The sequence below is a fragment of the Micromonospora sp. NPDC048868 genome (assembly GCF_043198195.1).
Lineage (GTDB): Bacteria > Actinomycetota > Actinomycetes > Mycobacteriales > Micromonosporaceae > Micromonospora > Micromonospora reichwaldensis.
In genome coordinates this window covers 267,459-287,015 of record NZ_JBICUN010000005.1, presented here as the reverse complement: position 1 = coordinate 287,015, position 19,557 = coordinate 267,459, and the positions used below count along the sequence as shown (strand labels likewise).

General features: G+C 72.3%; 15 protein-coding genes. 8 read left to right on the top strand and 7 right to left on the bottom strand.

The features are described from left to right. The first annotated feature begins 29 nt into the window (after positions 1-29). Together ACGFNF_RS10765 and ACGFNF_RS10760 are read left to right on the top strand one after the other, a co-directional pair. Entirely contained in the window at positions 30-2,078 is a 2,049-nt protein-coding gene (locus ACGFNF_RS10765) for a family 10 glycosylhydrolase (RefSeq protein ID WP_393167191.1), read from the top strand. A 102-nt stretch (positions 2,079-2,180) separates the two neighbouring features. Next, a complete protein-coding gene (locus ACGFNF_RS10760) occupies positions 2,181-3,428 on the top strand; it encodes a PQQ-binding-like beta-propeller repeat protein (RefSeq protein ID WP_393167189.1) in 1,248 nt (415 codons plus the stop codon). Positions 3,429-3,471: 43 nt separating this feature from the next. Here ACGFNF_RS10760 and glgB read toward each other — a convergent pair whose 3' ends face one another. The 3 genes from glgB to ACGFNF_RS10745 form a co-directional block, all read right to left on the bottom strand. Beyond that, entirely contained in the window at positions 3,472-5,574 is a 2,103-nt protein-coding gene (gene glgB, locus ACGFNF_RS10755) for a 1,4-alpha-glucan branching protein GlgB (protein WP_393167187.1), read from the bottom strand. After that, positions 5,562-7,655 carry a maltotransferase domain-containing protein gene (locus ACGFNF_RS10750; protein ID WP_357578490.1) on the bottom strand — a complete coding sequence of 698 codons (2,094 nt, stop codon included), beginning with the start codon at positions 7,653-7,655 and terminating at the stop codon, positions 5,562-5,564. Before ACGFNF_RS10750 ends, glgB begins: the two co-directional genes overlap by 13 nt. 381 nt (positions 7,656-8,036) lie before the next feature. Continuing rightward, a complete protein-coding gene (locus tag ACGFNF_RS10745) occupies positions 8,037-8,264 on the bottom strand; it encodes a winged helix-turn-helix domain-containing protein (protein WP_327027548.1) in 228 nt (75 codons plus the stop codon). A gap of 500 nt (positions 8,265-8,764) precedes the next feature. Here ACGFNF_RS10745 and ACGFNF_RS10740 point away from each other — a divergent pair, with 500 nt between their 5' ends. Beyond that, positions 8,765-9,997, top strand: coding sequence for a helix-turn-helix domain-containing protein (locus ACGFNF_RS10740; RefSeq protein WP_393167185.1), 1,233 nt, complete (start codon positions 8,765-8,767; stop codon positions 9,995-9,997). Here ACGFNF_RS10740 and ACGFNF_RS10735 read toward each other — a convergent pair. Beyond that, positions 9,994-10,584, bottom strand: coding sequence for a class I SAM-dependent methyltransferase (locus ACGFNF_RS10735; protein ID WP_393167183.1), 591 nt, complete (start codon positions 10,582-10,584; stop codon positions 9,994-9,996). The two genes, ACGFNF_RS10740 and ACGFNF_RS10735, sit on opposite strands and share 4 nt — an antisense overlap. Between ACGFNF_RS10735 and ACGFNF_RS10730 the strand changes: the two genes are divergently transcribed. Continuing rightward, complete coding sequence (locus tag ACGFNF_RS10730) at positions 10,534-10,767, top strand: AbrB/MazE/SpoVT family DNA-binding domain-containing protein (protein ID WP_393167181.1); 234 nt, start codon at positions 10,534-10,536, stop codon at positions 10,765-10,767. The two genes, ACGFNF_RS10735 and ACGFNF_RS10730, sit on opposite strands and share 51 nt — an antisense overlap. 30 nt (positions 10,768-10,797) lie before the next feature. Here ACGFNF_RS10730 and ACGFNF_RS10725 read toward each other — a convergent pair whose 3' ends face one another. Then, positions 10,798-11,352: a Uma2 family endonuclease gene (locus tag ACGFNF_RS10725; protein WP_357578494.1), complete on the bottom strand. Its 555-nt coding sequence runs from the start codon at positions 11,350-11,352 to the stop codon at positions 10,798-10,800. 69 nt (positions 11,353-11,421) lie between these two features. Next, positions 11,422-12,621, bottom strand: a complete 1,200-nt coding sequence (gene glgA / locus ACGFNF_RS10720; RefSeq protein WP_393167179.1) for a glycogen synthase — start codon at positions 12,619-12,621, stop codon at positions 11,422-11,424. Between the two features lie 95 nt (positions 12,622-12,716). On the opposite strand from glgA, the gene glgC reads away from it, so the two are divergent. After that, entirely contained in the window at positions 12,717-13,949 is a 1,233-nt protein-coding gene (gene glgC / locus ACGFNF_RS10715) for a glucose-1-phosphate adenylyltransferase (protein WP_132235810.1), read from the top strand. Further along, a complete protein-coding gene (gene pgm / locus ACGFNF_RS10710; RefSeq protein ID WP_393167177.1) occupies positions 13,946-15,592 on the top strand; it encodes a phosphoglucomutase (alpha-D-glucose-1,6-bisphosphate-dependent) in 1,647 nt (548 codons plus the stop codon). The genes glgC and pgm overlap by 4 nt, the downstream gene beginning before the upstream one ends. Before the next feature lie 588 nt (positions 15,593-16,180). On the opposite strand, the gene ACGFNF_RS10705 is transcribed toward pgm, so the two are convergent. Beyond that, positions 16,181-17,110 carry an NAD(+)/NADH kinase gene (locus tag ACGFNF_RS10705; protein ID WP_393167175.1) on the bottom strand — a complete coding sequence of 310 codons (930 nt, stop codon included), beginning with the start codon at positions 17,108-17,110 and terminating at the stop codon, positions 16,181-16,183. A 209-nt stretch (positions 17,111-17,319) separates the two neighbouring features. Here ACGFNF_RS10705 and ACGFNF_RS10700 point away from each other — a divergent pair, with 209 nt between their 5' ends. Further along, positions 17,320-18,264 carry an NAD-dependent epimerase/dehydratase family protein gene (locus ACGFNF_RS10700; protein WP_393167173.1) on the top strand — a complete coding sequence of 315 codons (945 nt, stop codon included), beginning with the start codon at positions 17,320-17,322 and terminating at the stop codon, positions 18,262-18,264. A 144-nt stretch (positions 18,265-18,408) separates the two neighbouring features. Further along, complete coding sequence (locus tag ACGFNF_RS10695; RefSeq protein ID WP_393167171.1) at positions 18,409-19,521, top strand: glycosyltransferase; 1,113 nt, start codon at positions 18,409-18,411, stop codon at positions 19,519-19,521. Positions 19,522-19,557 lie beyond the last annotated feature (36 nt).

Sequence of the window (19,557 nt, the reverse complement as noted above, 5' to 3'; positions counted from 1 at the left end):
AACCAGCCGGCAACATTGAACATCTTTTCGTGCGTAGAGATTATGGTCGATACCTGTCCGGGCTTGCGCTGGTGGCGGCGCTGGCGCTCGGCGCGGCCCTCCCCACGGCCGCCCCCACCGCCCCGCCCGCCGAGCCGGGGGCCGCGTCGGATACCGCGCCGGACACCGTGCCCGTCGCCGCCCAGGCGGCCTGCGTGACCGACCCGGCCACCCCGAAGCGGCAGCTGCGCGGCATGTGGATCGCCAGCGTGGCCAACATCGACTGGCCCAGTCGCACCGGGCTCACCCCCGCCGCCCAGCAGGCGGAGTACCGGGGCTGGCTCGACCTGGCCAAGCAGCGTCGGATGAACGCCGTCGTCGTGCAGATCCGCCCGGCCGCCGACGCGTTCTGGCCGTCGACGTACGAGCCGTGGTCGCAGTGGCTGACCGGCACCCAGGGCGGCAACCCCGGCTACGACCCGCTGGCCTTCATGGTGGCCGAGGCGCACGCCCGCAACCTGGAGTTCCACGCCTGGTTCAACCCGTACCGGGTGGCGAACCACACCGACCTGACCAAGCTGGCGGCCAGCCACCCGGCCCGCAAGAACCCGGGCTGGACCGTCACCTACGGCGGACACATCTACTACAACCCCGGCATTCCCGCCGTCCGCGCCTTCGTGCAGGACGCGATGATGGACGCCGTCAAGCGCTACGACATCGACGCGGTGCACTGGGACGACTACTTCTACCCGTACCCGGTCAGCGGGGTGGCCTTCCCCGACCAGGCCACCTACGCCCAGTACGGCGCCGGTTTCAGCACCATCGCCGACTGGCGGCGCAACAACGTCAACCTGCTGGTCCGGGAGATGCGTGACAAGATCCGGGCGGCCAAGCCGTGGGTGAAGCTGGGCGTCAGCCCGTTCGGCATCTGGCGCAACGCCGGCACCGACCCGCTCGGTTCGCGCACCACGGGCCTCCAGTCGTACGACGCGATCTACGCCGACACCCGGCGCTGGGTGCGGCAGGGGTGGGTCGACTACATCGCCCCGCAGATCTACTGGCACATCGGCCACCCGGCGGCCGACTACGCGGAGCTGGTCCGCTGGTGGTCCGAGACCGTGACCGGCACCGACGTGCAGCTGCTCGTCGGGCAGGCCACCTACCGCGCCGGCGCGTCCGGGCAGGACGCCGCCTGGCAGGACCCGGCCGAGCTGACCGACCACCTCACGCTGAACCGCAGCTACCCGAGGATCGTCGGCGACATCCACTTCAGCGCCAAGGACGTCCGCGCCGACCGCATCGGCGCCGTCTCCCGGACGGCGACCGACCACTACCGCCGGCCCGCGCTGGCACCGGCCGGGGTGGGCGGCACCGCGCCCGCCGCCCCGAACCTCACCTCGGCGGTACGCGGCACCGGCGGCGTGACCCTCACCTGGCAGCGCGGCGCCACCGGCAGCACCGCCGCCTACGCGGTGTACCGGCTGCCCGGCGACGGCGCGGTCGACGCCTGCGACCTGGCCGACGCCCGCAACCTGCTCGGCACGGTCCGCGCCTCGGGCGGCACCGGGACGTTCACCGACGCCACCGCCGCGGCCGGCTCGACGTACCGCTACCTGGTGACGGCGCTGGACCGGCTGCACCACGAGAGCGCCGCCAGCAACGCGCGGGTGGTCACCGGCACCGGCGGTACGTTCAGCGTGATCGTGGACAACGCCACGGCCGGCGGCTTCACCGCAGCCACCACCTGGGGCACGTCGTCGTACCTCCCGGCGCGCTACGGGGCCAACTACCGGTTCGCCAGCCCGCAGGCGGTCAGCGACCCGGCCTGGTTCACCGCGACGCTGCCCGCAGCCGGCTCGTACCGGGTCGAGGTCTGGTACCCGGCCGACCCCGGCTACAACAGCGCCACCCCGCACCTGGTGGCGACGGCGAACGGGAACGTCACCGCCACCGTCGACCAGCGCAGCGGCGGCGGGCAGTGGCGGGTGCTCGGCACCTACGACCTCGCCGCCGGCACGCGCCAGGTCGTCGGGGTCAGCCGCTGGACCAGCACCCAGGGGTACGTCGTCGCCGACGCCGTCCGGATCACCCGCCTCTGAGCGCGTGCCCGTTCCCCGGGGCGTCCCGCCGCCCCGGGGAACTGGCCGGCCGACGATAGGGTCGGGCCGATAGATACGTTTTCCGTGATCGCGGGAGGGCTCATGCGTCGACGTGTTGCCGCCGGTTCGGCAGCCGTGCTGGCGCTGGCCGTGGGTGTCTCGGGATGTAGTGACGACACGCCACCGCCGCCGCCGAAGACCACCGCCACCGCGAGCCCTTCCGAGTCGTCGGCACTCGACCCTCCGCTGGCCTTCGCCGCGAAGCCGGTCCGGATACCTCTGCCCAGCAGGATGTTCCAGCTCCGGGACGGGGCCGCCTACCTGCTGGAGGGCAACAAGGCCCTCGCCGCGTACGACCTGGCCACTGGTGCGCGTCGCTGGAGTGCGCCGCTGCCCGGTCCGCCCGTCAGGCTGGGCAACACCGGGCCGATGATCGCGGAGGTGGACGGCAGGCCGACCGCCTTCGTGACCTACCGGGTGAAGATCGCAGGCAGCGGAACGGTTCCCGACCGCACCGTGCTGCGGGTGGCGAGCTTCGGGCTGGCCGATGGCGCGCCCGGCTGGCAGTCGGACGTGGACGACAGGGGCATCCCCGAGGACGGCAGCCTCGGGGTCGACAAGGTGGTGGCGGCCAGCGCCGACCATGTCGTGCTGTCCACCGACTCGTACGACACGGGCGTCAGCGGCGACTTCACCGCCGTCCTCGACGCCAGGACCGGCAAGATCCGGTGGACGAAGCCCGACTTTCAGGCCCGAGCCCTCGACGGCGACGTCGTCGCCGGCATGACGTCCGGAGCGGATGCGTACAAAGTCCCGAGTTCGACGATCGGGCTTGCCGCGTCGGACGGTGCCCAGGTGTGGACCCACGAGGAGACGAAGCCCGCCGGCAACCTGATCAACGGCCCACTCGGCGGCGGGCTGCTCCAGGTGCACCCGGTGGGCCGCCGCGGCGACGGGCCCAACGGGATCGTCGACGTCAGGACCGGTCGCGAGGTCATCCGCCTGGAGACGGGAGGTGGCGCCAGCGTCTGTCGATACGACGACGAGAGCGTCGTCGTCTGCTCGCAGCACCTCACCAACCGGAACGGGACCATGGTCGCGTACGACGCCACGTCCCACGAGCGACTGTGGCAGGTGTCCGGGAAGGGTTCCGGACGGGAGGCGCCCAGGATCACGGCGGCCCGACGTGGCGTGGTCTACGGAACCACCAGCAACGGGCCGCTGATCCTCGACGCGCGCACGGGGCAGGACAGGCTCACGGAGCTCCCCTTCGCCCCCGAGGTCGTCGTTCCGGGCTTCGGGATCGAGGTCGAACAGAGGGAGATGACTGTCCATCCCGCGGTCGGCTGAGCCGTGCAGCGAGGAGGACGGCCGAGGCGTCTCCGGCGTACGGTCAGTCGCGGCGTAGCCAGAGCACGCCGAGCGGGGGCACCCGCAGCGCCGCCGAGGCGGGCAGCCCGTGCCACGGCACGTCCTCGGCGTGCACGGCGCCCAGGTTGCCGACCCCCGAGCCGCCGTAGTGGTGGGCGTCGGTGTTGAGCACCTCCGCCCACGTGCCGCCGGCCGGCAGCCCGATCCGGTAGTCCTCCAGCGGCAGGGCGGAGAAGTTCGCCACGCAGACCAGGGTCGCGCCGTCGGGGGCGATCCGGACGAACGAGACGGTGTTGTTGGCGACGTCGTCGCCGGCGATCCAGCGGAAGCCGGCCGGCTCGGTGTCCTGCGCCCACAGCGCCGGGGTGTCCCGGTAGACGCGGTTCAGGTCGCCGACCAGCCGCTGCACCCCGGCGCGGGCCGGGTCGTGCAGCAGGTACCAGTCGAGGCCCCGCTCCTCGCTCCACTCCCGGTCGTCGGCCAGCTCGCAGCCCATGAAGAGCAGCTGCTTGCCGGGGTGCGCCCACATGTACGCCAGCAGCGCGCGTACGTTGGCCAGCCGCTGCCAGGTGTCGCCGGGCATCTTGCCGGCCAGGGAGCCCTTGCCGTGCACCACCTCGTCGTGGCTGATCGGCAGCACGTAGTTCTCGCTCCAGGCGTACGCCAGGGAGAACGTGAGCTGATGGTGGTGGTGCTGCCGGTGGACGGGGTCCTTCGACGTGTAGAGCAGGGTGTCGTGCATCCAGCCCATGTTCCACTTGAACCCGAAGCCGAGCCCGCCGTCGGCCGTGGCGCGGGTGACCCCCGGCCATGCGGTGGACTCCTCGGCGATCATCGTCACCCCGGCGTGGTGCTTGTAGACCGTCGCGTTGACCTCCTGCATGAAGGCGATGGCCTCCAGGTTCTCCCGGCCGCCGTGCCGGTTGGGCAGCCACTGCCCCTCCTGGCGGGAGTAGTCCAGATAGAGCATCGAGGCGACCGCGTCCACCCGCAGCCCGTCGACGTGGAACTGGTCGCACCAGTAGAGCGCGTTGGCGACCAGGAAGTTGCGCACCTCCGGGCGGCCGAAGTCGAAGACGTACGTGCCCCAGTCGGGGTGCTCGCCCCGGCGCGGGTCGGGGTGCTCGTAGAGGGCGGTGCCGTCGAAGCGCCCGAGGGCCCACTCGTCCTTGGGGAAGTGCGCCGGCACCCAGTCCAGGATCACGCCGATGCCGGCGGCGTGCAGCGCGTCCACGAGGTGCCGGAACTCGTCGGGGTCGCCGAAGCGGGACGTCGGCGCGTAGTAGCCGGTGACCTGGTAGCCCCAGGAGCCGCCGAACGGGTGCTCCATCACGGGCAGCAACTCCACGTGGGTGAAGCCCAGCTCCGTGACGTACGCGGTCAGCTGCTCGGCCAGCTCCCGGTAGCTCAGCCCGGGGCGCCACGAGCCGAGGTGCACCTCGTAGACACTCATCGGCTCCTGGTGCGGCTGCCGCCGGGCCCGCCGCGCCAGCCAGTCGGCGTCGCCCCACTCGTACGTCGAGTGGTGCACCACCGACGCGGTGGCCGGCGGCACCTCCGCGTACGCCGCCAGGGGGTCGGCCTTGTCCCGCCACTGCCCGTCGGCGCCCAGGATCCGGTACTTGTAGCGGGCCCCGGCCCCGACGCCCGGGACGAACAGCTCCCACACCCCGCTGCCGCCGAGCGAGCGCATCGGCCAGCCGTCGTCCGGCGCCCAGCCCGCGAAGTCCCCGACCACCCGCACCCCGCGCGCGTTCGGCGCCCAGACGGTGAACGCCACGCCCTCGTCGAAGACCCGCGCGCCGAGCGCCTCCCAGAGCCGCTCGTGCCGGCCCTCGCCGATCAGGTGCAGGTCCAGCTCGCCCAGGGTGGGCGGGTAGCGGTACGGGTCGTCGTGGGTCCGGCCGTCGACCTCGACGCGGTAGTCGAGCACCTCGCCCGCGACCTCCGCCTCGAAGACGCCGACGTCGTGCACCCGCCGCATCCGGTGCCGCTCGCCGTCGACGACGAGGGCGACGTCGGCGGCGCCCCGGCGCAGCGTCCGGACGACCGTCCGCCCGTCGGCCGGGTGCGCGCCGAGGATGGCGTGCGGGTCGTGCGTGGCGCCGGCGATCAACTGGTCCATCGGGCGTCGTCCTTCTGGGCGGGAGTGGTGGGGGCGGTGCCGCCCGAGAGGTCGTCGGGGACGTCTTCGACGGTCAGGTCCGGCGCCGCCTGCGCCGGCACGGGGCCGGCACCGGGCGCGGGTCGCCGCACCGTCAGCACGTGCGCCGGTTGCAGGTACGGGTCGAGGCGTACGGCGTTGCGCTGCCCCCAGTCGTAGCTGGCGCCGGTCAGCTCGTCGCGCACGGTGAACCGGTCGTGCCAGTCGAGGCCGAGCGCGGGCATGTCCAGCGTGGTGTTGCCCCACTGCACCTCACGCGAGTCGAACGAGCAGACCACGAGCACGGTGTTGCCCGTCTCCGGGTCGTGCTTGGACCAGCAGAGCAGCGCCGGGTTGTCGATCTCGTGGAAGACCAGGTTGCGCAGCTGGTGCAGGGCCGGGTTCTCCCGGCGTACGCGGTTGAGCACCGCGACGAACGGCGCGAGGGAGCGGCCCTGCGCCTGCGCGCCGGCCCAGTCCCGAGGGCGCAGCTCGTACTTCTCGTTGTCCAGGTATTCCTCCGCGCCGGGGCGGGCGACGTGCTCGAACAGCTCGTAGCCGGCGTACATGCCCCAGGAGGGGGAGAGCAGCGCGGCCAGCACCGCCCGGATCTTGAACATCGGCGGGCCGCCGTGCTGCAACGACTCGTGCAGGATGTCCGGCGTGTTCGGCCAGAAGTTGGGCCGCATGTAGTCGGCCGCCTCGACCAGCTCCTCGCAGTACGCCCGCATCTCCGCCGCCGACGTGCGCCAGGTGAAGTACGTGTACGACTGGGTGAAGCCGACCTTGCCCAGCCCGTGCATGATCGCCGGCCGGGTGAACGCCTCGGCGAGGAAGAGCACGTCCGGGTCGACCTTCTTCACCTCGGCGATCAGCCAGTGCCAGAAGTCGAACGGCTTGGTGTGCGGGTTGTCCACCCGGAAGATCCGGATGCCCTCGCCGATCCAGTGCAGCACCACCCGCAGGACCTCGGCCCGGATGCCCTCCGGGTCGTTGTCGAAGTTGACCGGGTAGATGTCCTGGTACTTCTTCGGCGGGTTCTCCGCGTACGCGATGCTGCCGTCGGCCCGGGTGGTGAACCACTCCGGGTGCTCGGTCACCCACGGGTGGTCCGGCGCGCACTGCAACGCCAGGTCCATCGCCACCTCCAGGCCCTGCTCGGCGGCGGCGGCGACGAAGTCGCGGAAGTCCTCCGGCGTACCCAGGTCGGGGTGGATGGTGTCGTGGCCGCCCTCGGCGGCGCCGATCGCCCACGGCGAGCCGACGTCGTCCGGCCCGGCGGTCAGCGAGTTGTTGGGGCCCTTGCGGTTGACCCGGCCGATCGGGTGGATCGGCGGCAGGTAGAGCACGTCGAAGCCCATCGCCGCGACGCCGGGCAGGCGCTCGACGGCGGTGGCGAACGTGCCGGAGCGCGCCGGCGCGTCGGCGGTGGCCGGGACGGCCCCCTCCGAGCGGGGGAAGAACTCGTACCAGGCGGAGAAGAGCGCCCGCCGGCGGTCCACCCACAGCCGGTGCTCCGCGCCGGTGGTGACCAGCTCGCGGACCGGGTGCTCCCAGAGCAGGTCGGCCAGCTCCAGCGCGGGGGCGACCCGCCGGGGCAGCTCCCTGTCGGCGTCGCCCAGCGCCGCCACCGCCGCGCGGACCCGCCCCGCGTCGCCGGCCGGCACCAGCTCCACGGCCGCGGTCAGCACCCGGGCGCCCTCGGCGAGGTCGTTGGCCAGGTCCGCCGGCCCCTGCCCGGCGGCGATCTTCTTGGTGACCGCGTTCTGCCAGGTCAGGTACGGGTCCTGGAACGCCTCGACGGTGAACACCCACTCGCCGACCGCGTCGGGGCGGATCACCGCGTGCCAGCGGTCCTGCCCGGGCTCGCCGGGGCGCATCCGGGTGAACGGTCGGGCCCGCCCGTCGGGACCGCGCCAGACCACGTTGCAGCCGAGCGCGTCGTGCCCCTCCCGGTAGGCGCGGGCCGACACCGGCACGGGCTCGTCGACCACCGCCTTGGCCGGGTAGCGACCGCAGGAGACGACGGGGGAGACGTCTTCGATCGGGAACCGTCCAGTCACCGGTTCAACCTACTGCGCGAGATCCTTTCGCGCGCGGCCAAGCACCCATCGCCCTGGCCACGATAGCGGGCGTGGGCGCGGTGGCGCGCGTGGGCGGTGGCAAGGGTGGGCGGTGGCGAGGGTGGGCGGTGGCGCGAGTGGGCGGTGGCGAGGGTGGGCGGTGGCGGGCGTGGGCATGACGACGCGCCCCGGCAGGGCCATCGGCGCACGGTGGCGGGGCGTCGGCCGGCGGCAGGTGGTTGGCGGGGCGCGGTGGCGGGGTGCGGGTAGGGGCCTTGTAGATCTTGGTACCAAATGGCCCCTCCAAGGGCCGTTTCCTACCAAGATCTACTGCCATCCCGAGATTCGGAACGCTATGCCCAGCCGGTGGAAGATCGGGGTTCAGGCGGGCGGTTCGGTTGCCACGAAGGAGCCCTTGCCCTGCCGGGTCACGATCCAGCCTCTCTCCTCCAGGATCCGCAGCGCGTATCGCACGGGCCATGCGCTCGATTGGTACTGCTCGCGCATCTCGGCGATAGACGGCAGCTTGTCGCCGGGCTGAAGGGTGCCCGCGCGGATTGAGGCCGTGACGTCGGCGATTATCTGCTCATACAGCGGTGCTTGCGGCATGGTGGCGCCACCTCTCGTCAGCGAACCGATCTTCGCACCCGGAGTGACGCGCCGTGCATGCTCTGTTGGCTGTGAAGGCAGTGCCTTCTAAGTTGGCATGGCAGGGGTTCTCTCGTCAGCAGCGGAGCGCCCCGGGGCCGGGCGAGGGAACGCGGATCGTCCTCTCCGCCCGACCCGCCCTGACCCGCACCTCGCCTTGAGCCGTACCGCGCCCTGATCCACACCGCACGCTTCGCGCACCACGTCCTGACCTGCACGCTTCGTACTCACCGCAAGGAGGCTCACCATGCAGGAACGTCCGCCTGACGGGCCGCTGCCGGCGGCGCATCCGGTTCCGGGTGCCCGCGCTCGGCACCCCGACGGAGATCAGGTGCCCTGTCCGCCCCGCCCGCAGCGCGCGCCGCTCACCCGTCGCCAGTACGCCTACGGCATCACGGTGGCGCTGCTCGTACTCGTGCTCGTCGTGGCCGGGATCCTGCGGTGAGCGGGACGGGCCGGCGGTGACCGGCCTGCCGGTGGGCCGGCGGGTCGCCCAGTGGCGGGTGCGGCGCAACATGACCCAGCAGCAGTTCGCCGACCGCCTCGGCAAGTCGAAGAGCTGGGTGGACAAGGTCGAGCGCGGGGTGCGCCCGCTGGAACGGATGTCCAACCTGCGGGAGGTCGCCGAGGCGCTGCGGATCGACCTGGAGGTACTGCTCGCGGAGCGGATCGGGCAACCGGACGTCGCCGTTGCCGGTGTGGCGCGGGTCCGGGCCGCCCTGGCCCGCTACCACGTCGAGGCGTCGTCCCGGCCGCCCGACGTCGCGAAGGTGCGGGCTCGCCTCGACCATGCCGAGCAGAGCTACCGGCACGCCCGGTACCCGATCCTGCTCGGCCTGCTGCCCGGGCTGCTCGACGCCGCCCGGGAGGCGCGGGTTGCCCGCCCATACCCGGTCACCGGCGAACTGCTGGTGCGCGCGTACGGGCTCGTCGCCCTGGTGCTTGTCAAGGTCGGACAGGGGGAGTTGGCGTGGCTGGCCGCCGACCGGGGGATGGCCGTCGCGCTGGCCACGGACGACGCACGGCTGGCCGCCGTCGCCACCGTACCGCTGAGTCAGGCGCTGCGGGCCGTCGGCCGGCGGCGTTCCGCGATGGAGACGGCGCTCGTGGCCGCCCGCCGTCTCCCGCCGCGCGAGTCGGCCCAGGGCGCCCTGCCGCCGGGCGAGTCGGCCGAGGGTGCCCTGCCGCCGGCTGGTGACGGTGCCCCGTCGCTGCACGTGACGTTGCTGCTCCAGGCCGCCCTCGCCGCTGCTGGCCGGGGAGACGAGCGCCGGATGGCCGCCCTGCTCGACCAGGCCGAGGCGGCGGCAGCGGTCGGCGGCGGCTTCGGCCGGGCGTCGGTCGAGGCGGCGCGGGTGGTGGCCGAGGCCGCCGTCGAGGCGGTGCGCGTGGTGGCCGAGGCCGCCGTCGGGGACATGCCGGCGGCGACGGTACGCCACGAGCGGCTGGTCGCCGGTGGGCAGTGGCGGTGGCTGCCGCCCGAGCACCGGGCGGCGTACCTGCTCGACGTGGCCCGCGCGCAGGCCCTCGCCGGCGACGTGCCCCGGGCGGGCCGGGCGCTGCTGGACGCCGAACGTACCGCGCGCGGCGAGGTGCACGACCGGCCGGCGGTACGCGACCTGGTCGCCGCCGTGGCCCGCTCACCGGCCGCCCCGCCCGACCTCACCCGCCTCGCCGCCACCCTGCGCGTCTAGCTCGATCGTTGCGCGACGAACACGAACTCCCGGCCCGGGCGGTCGGGTGCGTCCCGCACGTCGAGGACCCGGTAGCCGTTGGTGGCCAGGCTCGACTCGACCTCGTCGCGGCTGCGGAACCGCAGGGTCGAGTCCGACGTGACGACAACACCATCGGCCAGGAACCGGTACGTGTGCCGGAAGGAGACGAACGGCAGGTCGACGTCGGTGACCTCCAGCCGCTGTTCCACCGGCCCGACGCCCGGGACGTCACGGCTGACCGGAGCGGCGTCCGACCACTCCTGCCACGCGCGACGCTCGGGGCGTCTGGTCTCGAAGACGAGGTGGCCGCCCGGGCGCAGCGCGCCGTGGATACCCCGCAGGGCCTGTGCCCAGTCGGCGTCGGTGCGGAAGACCTGGGCGACGTTCCCGGTCATCGTGGCCAAATCGGCCCCGACCGCTGGCAGCGCGGTGGCGTCGCCCCGGAGCCAGCGGACCTTCCCCGTCGGATCCTTCGACCGCGCCACGTCGAGTGACGCCTCCGCCGGGGAGGCCGGATGAAGCTCAAGGGCCAGGTCACCATCCCGGCCGCCTTGCGGGCACGGCACGGGCTGCACGAGGGCGACGAGATCGACGTGGTGGAGGAGCACGGGACGCTGCGGATCGTCCGGGTAGCCGGTGCCGAAAGCAGAGGACAGCGCCTGGTGCGGCACATGCGCGGTCGCGGTAGCACGAAGCAGACCGAGGGCATGTCCACCGACGAGCTGATGGAACTGCTACGTGGCGAGTGACCGGCTTCGCGCCGTTGCGCGTGTCTTCGGTCAGCCGAGGTCGTGCTCGGCGGGGCTGGTGTTGAGCAACCAGGCGAGCGGCATGCGTGCCCGCACGTCGTAGACCTCGCCGTCCAGGGTGTGCATCGTGACGGTCTGCGCCGGGTCCTGCTCCACGATCCAGTACTGCGGGATGCCGGCCGTGGCATACTCGCCGCGCTTGGTCACCGTGTCGGTGCCCTCCGACCCCGGCGAGACGATCTCGACCACGAGAAGGACGTCACCGGCCGGCAGCCACACGCCGTCGGACTGGGCCTTGCTCCAGACCACCAGGTCGGGAATGCGTCCGCCGACCCCGCCGCCGCGACCCGGGATGCGCAGCCCGACCGCCTGGGCGATGCGGTCCGCCGGCACACCGCCCTGGGCGAGCCACACCATGAGCCGGGTCGCGATGATCGCATGGGCGTATCCCGGCGGCGGCATGATCGAGAGAACTCCCTCAGGGCTGATCTCGTACCGATGGTGCTCGTCCGCGGCCATCATCGCGGTCAGATCGTCGAGCGTCACCACGGGGGGCATCGACCTGCCGACCGCCTCTGCGCTCATGCCGGCATAGTACCGGCCCCGGCGGGCTGACGACCGCGCCGGACACGCGCCGGACACGGCCAGGGGTCCTCACCGCACCGAGTGGTAGACCTCCAGGGTGCGGGCGGCGATGGTGTCCCAGGAGAAGTGCTCCACGGCGCGTCGCCGCCCGGCCCGGCCGAAGCTGGCGGTGCGAGCCGGGTCGGCGAGCAGCTCGTTCATCGCCGCCGCCAGGTCGGCCACGAAGCGGTCCGGGTCCAGCGGCCGGCCGGAGCCGTCGGTGGCCTGCTCGATGGGGACCAGCAGCCCCGTCTCGCCGTCGGCGACCACCTCGGGGATGCCGCCGGTGGCCGTGGCCACCACCGCCGTCTCGCAGGCCATCGCCTCCAGGTTCACGATGCCCATCGGCTCGTAGACCGAGGGGCAGACGAAGACCGTGGCGTGGGTCAGCACCTGGATCACCTCGTGCTTGGGCAGCATCTCCGCGACCCACACCACCCCGGAGCGCTTCGCCCGCAGCTCCGCCACCAGGCCCTCGACCTCGGCGGCGATGTCGGGGGTGTCCGGCGCGCCGGCGAGCAGCACCAGCTGGGTGTCCGCCGGCAGGTCGCGCGCCGCGCGCAGCAGGTAGGGCAGGCCCTTCTGCCGGGTGATCCGCCCCACGTAGACCACGCTGGGCAGGGCCGGGTCGATGCCGAGCCGGTCCACCACGTCCGTGCCGTGGTCCGGGGCGTACTGCGCCGTGTCGATGCCGTTGTGCACCACCCGGACCCGGTCCGGGTTCACCGCCGGGTAGGCGGTCAGCACGTCGCGCCGCATCCCCTCGCTGACCGCGACGACCGCGTCGGCCGCCTCGAACGCCGTGCGCTCGCACCAGGAGGAGAGCGCGTAGCCGCCGCCGAGCTGCTCGGCCTTCCACGGCCGCAGCGGCTCCAGGCTGTGCGCGGTCACCACGTGCGGCACGCCGTGCAGCAGCTTCGCCGTGTGCCCCGCGAAGTTGGCGTACCACGTGTGGCTGTGCACCACGTCGGTGCCGGCGCAGGCCGCGGCCATCTCCAGGTCCACGCCCATCGTCCGCAGCGCGGCGTTCGCGCCGGTCAGGCCCGCCGGTTCGGCGTACGCGGTGACACCCGCCTCGGTGCGCGGCGCGCCGAAGCAGTGCACCCGTACGTCGGCGAGCCGGCGCAGCTCCCGGGCCAGGTACTCGACGTGCACACCGGCGCCGCCATACACCTCGGGCGGGTACTCACGGGTCAGCAGGTCGACGCGCAGCCCGGCGGAGTCGTTCATGAACGGCACCCTAGTGCAGAACGCGCCGCCGCACCCGGCTGTGGAACTGTGCCGTACGAGTGGTGAAGTGACGGCGGGGTAGATAGCGTCTGGACATGGCTGCCAAGGTGCTCGCGATCGTCCTGGCCGGCGGAGAAGGCAAGCGCCTGATGCCGCTCACCACGGACCGGGCCAAGCCGGCCGTCCCGTTCGGCGGGATGTACCGCATGGTCGACTTCGTCCTGTCCAACCTGGCGAACGCCGGCTATCTCAAGATCGTCGTGCTGACCCAGTACAAGTCCCACTCGCTGGACCGGCACATCACCAAGACGTGGCGGATGTCGACGCTGCTCGGCAACTACGTCACCCCGGTGCCGGCGCAGCAGCGCCGCGGCCCGTGGTGGTTCGCCGGCTCCGCCGACGCGATCTACCAGAGCTTCAACCTCATCCACGACGAGCAGCCCGACCACGTGATCGTCTTCGGCGCCGACCACATCTACCGGATGGACCCCCGGCAGATGGTGGAGGACCACATCGCCTCCGGCGCCGGCGTCACCGTGGCCGGCATCCGGCAGCCGCTGTCGATGGCCGACCAGTTCGGCGTCATCGAGGTCGGCGAGGACGGCCGGCGGATCCGGGCGTTCCGCGAGAAGCCCACCGACGCGGTCGGCCTGCCCGACGCGCCCGACCAGATCTACGCCTCGATGGGCAACTACGTGTTCAGCACCAAGGCGCTGTGCGAGGCGGTCGAGCGCGACGCGGAGGACAAGACCAGCAAGCACGACATGGGCGGCAGCATCATCCCGATGCTGGTCGAGCGCGGCGAGGCCAACGTCTACGACTTCCGCGACAACGAGGTGCCCGGCAGCACCGACCGGGACCGCGGCTACTGGCGCGACGTGGGGACGCTCGACTCCTTCTACGACGCCCACATGGACCTGATCAACGTGCACCCGGTGTTCAACCTCTACAACTTCGACTGGCCCATCTACACCGGGCAGCTGACCTACCCGCCGGCCAAGTTCGTGCACCAGTGGGGTGAGCGGGTCGGCCGGGCGGTCGCCTCGATGGTCTCGCCCGGCGCGGTGATCTCCGGCTCGCTGGTGGAGAACTCGGTCGTCTCGCCCAAGGTGAAGGTGCACTCCTGGGCGCACGTGGACGGCGCGGTGCTGATGGAGGGGGTCGACATCGGCCGGCACGCCGTCGTGCGCCGGGCGATCCTCGACAAGAACGTGATCGTGCCCGAGGGGGCCGAGATCGGCGTCGACCTGGAGAAGGACCGGCAGCGCTACACGGTCTCCGACAACGGCATCGTGGTGATCGGCAAGGGACAGAAGGTGGAACCGTGAGCAGTCATCCCCGGGCCGGCAAGCCCGCCCAGCCCGCCGACCTGGTCGACGTGCCGCGGCTGGTGACCGCCTACTACGCCGAGCACCCCGATCCGCAGGACCCGGCGCAGCAGGTCTCCTTCGGCACGTCCGGGCACCGCGGGTCGAGCCTGCGCCACGCGTTCAACTCCGACCACATCCTCGCGGTCACCCAGGCGCTCTGCGACTACCGCCGCGAGCAGGGCCTGGACGGGCCGCTCTTCCTCGGCCGCGACACCCACGCGCTCTCCGCCCCGGCTGCCGTGGACGCGCTCGAGGTCCTCGCCGCCAACGAGGTCACCGTGCTGCTCGACAGCCGCGACGGCTACACGCCCACCCCGGCGGTGTCGCACGCCATCCTCACCCACAACCGGGGCCGCACCAGTGGGCTCGCCGACGGCATCGTCATCACCCCGTCGCACAACCCGCCTGACGACGGCGGCTTCAAGTACAACCCCACCCACGGCGGCCCGGCGGACACCGACGCCACGAGGTGGATCCAGGACCGCGCCAACGCCATCCTCGCCGACGGCCTGAAGGAGGTCCGGCGGATCCCGTACGCCCGGGCCCGCGCCGCCGACACCACCGGGTCGTACGACTTCCTCGCCCGCTACGTCGACGACCTGCCGGCGGCGATCGACATCGACGCGATCCGCGACGCCGGGGTACGCATCGGCGCCGACCCGCTCGGCGGCGCGAGCGTGGCCTACTGGGGCGAGATCGCCGAGCGGCACCGGCTGGACCTGACCGTGGTCAACCCGACGGTCGACCCGACGTGGCGGTTCATGACCCTGGACGGCGACGGCAAGATCCGGATGGACTGCTCGTCGCCGAACGCGATGGCCTCCCTGATCGACGCCCGCGCCGACTACCAGGTCTCCACCGGCAACGACGCCGACGCCGACCGGCACGGCATCGTCACGCCCGACGGCGGCCTGATGAACCCCAACCACTACCTCGCGGTGGCGATCGGCCACCTGTTCCGCACCCGGACGCAGTGGGGCCCGGCCGCCGCCGTGGGCAAGACCCTGGTCTCCTCCTCGATGATCGACCGGGTCGCCGCGGACCTGGGCCGCCCGCTGCTGGAGGTGCCGGTCGGCTTCAAGTGGTTCGTCCCCGGGCTGCTCGACGGCGCGGTGGGCTTCGGCGGCGAGGAGAGCGCCGGCGCGTCGTTCCTGCGCCGCGACGGGAGCACCTGGACCACCGACAAGGACGGCCTCCTGCTCTGCCTGCTGGCCGCCGAGATCATCGCCACCACCGGCCGCACCCCCAGCGAGCACTGGGCGGAGCTGGCCGAGCGCTTCGGCGCGCCCGCGTACGCCCGCATCGACGCGCCGGCGACCCGCGAGCAGAAGGCCGTGCTCGGCAAGCTCTCGCCGGAGCAGGTGACCGCCACCGAGCTGGCCGGCGAGCCGATCACCGCGACCCTCACCACCGCCCCGGGCAACGGCGCGTCGATCGGCGGGCTCAAGGTGACCACCGAGTCGGGCTGGTTCGCCGCCCGGCCGTCGGGCACCGAGGACGTCTACAAGATCTACGCCGAGTCCTTCCAGGGCCCGGAGCACCTCGCCCGGATCCAGCAGGAGGCGAAGGACCTGGTCTCCGAGGTGCTCCAGCAGGCCTGAACGCCCGAGCCACCCTCGTCAACCACCTTCTCGCCGGCTACTCATCGGTCACCTCGTCGCCCCGGAGCCGAGTCCGCCCGGGCACACCAGTCCCGGGCGGCCTTCCGGCTTGGCCGGGTGCTGGGCACCTTCGGCGCCGTCGCCATCTCGCCCGGCTACCCGGCCGCCTGGTCCAGCATCGTCGTGCGGTGCGCTGACGCGCCGCGGGTCGCGTGGGCCGGACCGTGCGATATCGGACCGTGCGGTGTTTCAACCGTGCGGTGTCGGGTCCTGTGATGCCGGATCGGCGTGGTGTGGTGCCAGGGTCCTGGGCGCAGTGTGCGCGCTGTCGAGCTGCCCCTATAGCTGGGGCAGGGAGGCTGCGCGAAAGTGGTCCCACATGTGGGGCAGCTCGACAGCGTTGTACCAGGTCCGTGGCGCCGGTCCCGCAACCGCCGCACGATCAGCAGCCGCACACCAGCCGCACGCCAGCAGCCAGCCACCAGCAGCCAGCCACCAGCCGGCCGTGAGCAGCCACCAGCCAGCAGTCAGCCGCCAGGCACTCGGGCCGCCGGGTGCCGAGGGCCGGGGCGGGGCGTGGGGGCCTGGTCAGCGGGGCGGGGGCAGCTCGCGGCGGTTGAACTTCTGTCGCAGGCCCTCCGGCAGCAGTTCGCGGAGCTGGTCGGGAAGCAGCGGCAGGTCCAGCAGGCTCAGCTTGAGCTGGTTGCGTTCCTGGTAGCGGCGCGGGTCCAGGCGGACGACCAGGCCGGCGTCGTGCCGGTAGCGGATCTGCACGACGCCCTCCGTCGCGGCGTCCCGGATGACCAGGCCGTCCACCTCCACCGCGACCGGGCCGGAGCCCTCGCGCAGTTGCAGGCGGACGGTCTCGTGGGGGGAGAGCACCAGCGCACGGGAGATGCCGGCCATCGGGGCGGACGGGGTCACCACCACCGCCTCGGTGGCCGGCGAGACGAGCGGGCCGCCGGCGGCGTAGCTGTAGGCGGTCGAGCCGGTCGGGGTGCTGACCACCAGCGCGTCGCAGCGGTAGTACCCGTACTGCTGCCCGTCGACGGCGAGGGAGGCGCTGACGAAGCCGGCACCGGGCTGGCGGATCAGCGCGATGTCGTTGAACGCGACGAGGTCGTCGCCGCAGACGTCGCAGGCAAGGCAGCTGTGGTTCTCCACCGTGAAGTCGTGCGCCACCAGCCGGTCCAGGGCCCTCGGTAGCTCCGGCGGCTCCACCTCGACGAGGAAGCCGAGCTTGCCGACGTGTACTCCGAGCACCGGCTTCGGATCGTGGACGGCCGACCGGAGCGCGCCGAGCATCGTCCCGTCGCCGCCGATGGCGATCAGCGCGTCCGACCGGAGGGCCACCTCGCCCACCGGCAGCGGTTCGACCGTGGCCGGTACGCGGTGCCGGTCCTCGGCGCGTACGGCCAGGGCGATGTGGTGCCGGGCGGCCCAGGTCACGATGGTGTCGACCACCTCGGAGACGTCCCGGGTGGGGTGCAGCACCAGCCCGAGCCGGCTCCGGTCCATGCCTACAGCTCACCACATCCCGGACGTTCCGACGGGCGTATCGAAGGCCCGCCGGTGGGCTTACGCCATGTCGCTGCGTCACAGTCTGGGCGCTCTGCGTGACGTGCGGGTGTGCCGGTCGTTGGTTGAGGCGGGCGGGGTTCTGAGGGCTCGGCGTCCCGTGCCTGCGCGCAGATGGTGCGCCGGGCGAGCAGCACGAGGAGGAACCCTTGAAGATCGTCGTTACCGGTGGTGCCGGATTCATCGGCTCCAACCTGGTACGCGCCCTGGCTGAAGCGCCGGCCGTCACCGACATAGTCGCGGTGGACGACCTCTCCACCGGATCGCTGGACAACCTGATCGACCTGCCGGTCCGGCTGTTCACCGGGACGATTCTCGACCGCGACCTGCTCGACGAGGCGGTCGGTGGGGCGGCCAGTGTCGTCCACCTCGGCGCCCTCGGGTCGGTGCCGCGCTCCATCGACGACCCGCTGCGCAGCCACCACGCCAACGCCACGGGCACGCTGAGCGTGCTGGAGGCGGTCCGCCGCCATCAGGTCCCGCATGTCGTGGTCGCCTCGTCGTCCTCCGTCTACGGCGCCAACCCCGTCCTCCCCCGGCAGGAGTCCCTGCGACCGATGCCGGTGAGCCCGTACGCGGTCTCCAAGCTCGCGACCGAGGCCTACACGCTCGCGTACGCCTCCTGCTACGGCATCGACGTGCTGCCGTTCCGCTTCTTCAACGTCTACGGCCCCCGTCAGGCCGCCAACCACGCGTACGCCGCCGTGGTGCCGCGTTTCGTCTCCGCGGCGCTGCATGGCCGCCCGCTCCAGGTGCACGGCGACGGCACCCAGACCCGCGACTTCACCTACGTCGGCAGCGTCACCGACGTGATCGTCGACGCGGTCCTGCGCCGCGTCTGCGCACCGGACGTGGTGAACCTCGCCTTCGGCGCGCGGATCTCCCTGCTGGAGTTGATCGCGGAGTTGGAAGAGGCGCTCGGCAGACGGCTCGAGGTGGTGCACGGCCCGCCGCGCGCCGGCGACGTGCGCGACTCCCAGGCGGACTGCGCACAGCTGCTGGAGTTGTTTCCCGACGTACGTCGGTATCTGCTCCGCGACGGCTTGGCGGAGACCGTCCGCTGGATGTCGGATCGTGTGCTCATCGAGCAGTGACGCTCTCTCCGCCGACACAGGAAAGTGGTGCCGGATGGGTCCGACGGGATTGGCGCGACGATGACAGGTAGAGGAGCATGGGTCGCCTACGTGGGGCCGTTCCGGTTCCCGTGGGGCGAGCCCGGTTCTCGACGCGTCTTCGGTATGGCCCAGTCGGTCGCCGCGACCGGCACGGACGTCTTCGTGGTCAGCGGTGAGAGCGGGCCGACGACGCCGGTCGCGGTCACCGGGACGTCGGGCTCGGGCACCGTGTGGCATGTCGGCGCGGGGGAGAGACCCGCGCGCGGCGCCAGCGCCGTCTCGAAAGCCGTCCAGCTGGTCGTCGGGCTCGGCGAGCGGACCGTGCGGTGGCTCGACGAGCGGCCCACCCGCCCGTCCTGCGTCGTCGTCTACGGCGGTGGGGCGCAGTACATGGCTCGGGTGGGTCGGTGGTGCCGTCGGAACGGCGTCGCCCTGGTCGCGGATGTCGTGGAGTGGTACGCCCCGCATCAGCTACCGGGTGGAGCCCTCGGCCCACCCCACTTGAGCGCCAAGCTCGCGTTGCATCACTACTACCCCCGCTGTCAGGGGATCATCGCGATCAGTTCCCTCCTGGAACACCACTACCGGGCACGCGGATGCCGGGTCCTGCGCGTACCGCCGACGTTGGACGTTCTCGGGGTGAAGACCGGCGGCCAGGCGATCAGAGCGGAGGGCAGTCCGCTCGACATCGTGTACTTCGGAACACCGGGCCGGAAGGACCTGCTGACGCCGGTCATCCGCGCGGCCGACGCGGTCGGGCGTACGACGCGGCTCACCCTCTCCGTCTACGGGCCCTCGATCGATGAGGTCCGAGGCCTGCTCGGTGGCGCTCAACTGCCGCCCTCGGTGCGGGTGCCCGGCCGGGTGCCGCAGCAGGACGTCGAGGATATCGTCCGGGAAGCGGACTTCAGCGTCCTGGTCCGCCCGTCCGAGAGGTTCACGCACGCCGGTTTCCCCACCAAGTTCGTCGAGAGCATGGCCTGCGGGACTCCCGTGATCGCAAACCTGACGAGCGACATCGGGCAATACCTGAAGGACGGTCGGCAAGGCCTTGTCTGCGTCGATCACCGCAGCGACGAACTCCAGCGGGTGTTGCGGCGGGCGGCCGTGCTTCCCCGCCCTCAGCGGGAGGAGATGCGCGTGGCCGCGCGCGTCACCGCCGAGTCCTTCTTCGACTATCGCAGGTTCGCTGACCCGCTCGCCGCATTTCTCGGATCACTACCCGGATGGCGGTAGGCGCTCAGGCAGCGGCTGCGGCAGTTGTACGGACAT

What these genes read in the sequence shown, in the direction of transcription:
- ACGFNF_RS10760 (WP_393167189.1), top strand. Translation starts at nt 2,181, where the DNA reads ATGCGTCGACGTGTTGCCGCCGGTTCGGCAGCCGTGCTGGCGCTGGCC.
- glgB (WP_393167187.1), bottom strand. Translation starts at nt 5,574, where the DNA reads ATGGACCAGTTGATCGCCGGCGCCACGCACGACCCGCACGCCATCCTC.
- ACGFNF_RS10745 (WP_327027548.1), bottom strand. Translation starts at nt 8,264, where the DNA reads ATGCCGCAAGCACCGCTGTATGAGCAGATAATCGCCGACGTCACGGCC.
- ACGFNF_RS10730 (WP_393167181.1), top strand. Translation starts at nt 10,534, where the DNA reads ATGAAGCTCAAGGGCCAGGTCACCATCCCGGCCGCCTTGCGGGCACGG.
- ACGFNF_RS10725 (WP_357578494.1), bottom strand. Translation starts at nt 11,352, where the DNA reads ATGAGCGCAGAGGCGGTCGGCAGGTCGATGCCCCCCGTGGTGACGCTC.
- glgA (WP_393167179.1), bottom strand. Translation starts at nt 12,621, where the DNA reads ATGAACGACTCCGCCGGGCTGCGCGTCGACCTGCTGACCCGTGAGTAC.
- glgC (WP_132235810.1), top strand. Translation starts at nt 12,717, where the DNA reads ATGGCTGCCAAGGTGCTCGCGATCGTCCTGGCCGGCGGAGAAGGCAAG.
- ACGFNF_RS10705 (WP_393167175.1), bottom strand. Translation starts at nt 17,110, where the DNA reads ATGGACCGGAGCCGGCTCGGGCTGGTGCTGCACCCCACCCGGGACGTC.
- ACGFNF_RS10695 (WP_393167171.1), top strand. Translation starts at nt 18,409, where the DNA reads ATGGCCCAGTCGGTCGCCGCGACCGGCACGGACGTCTTCGTGGTCAGC.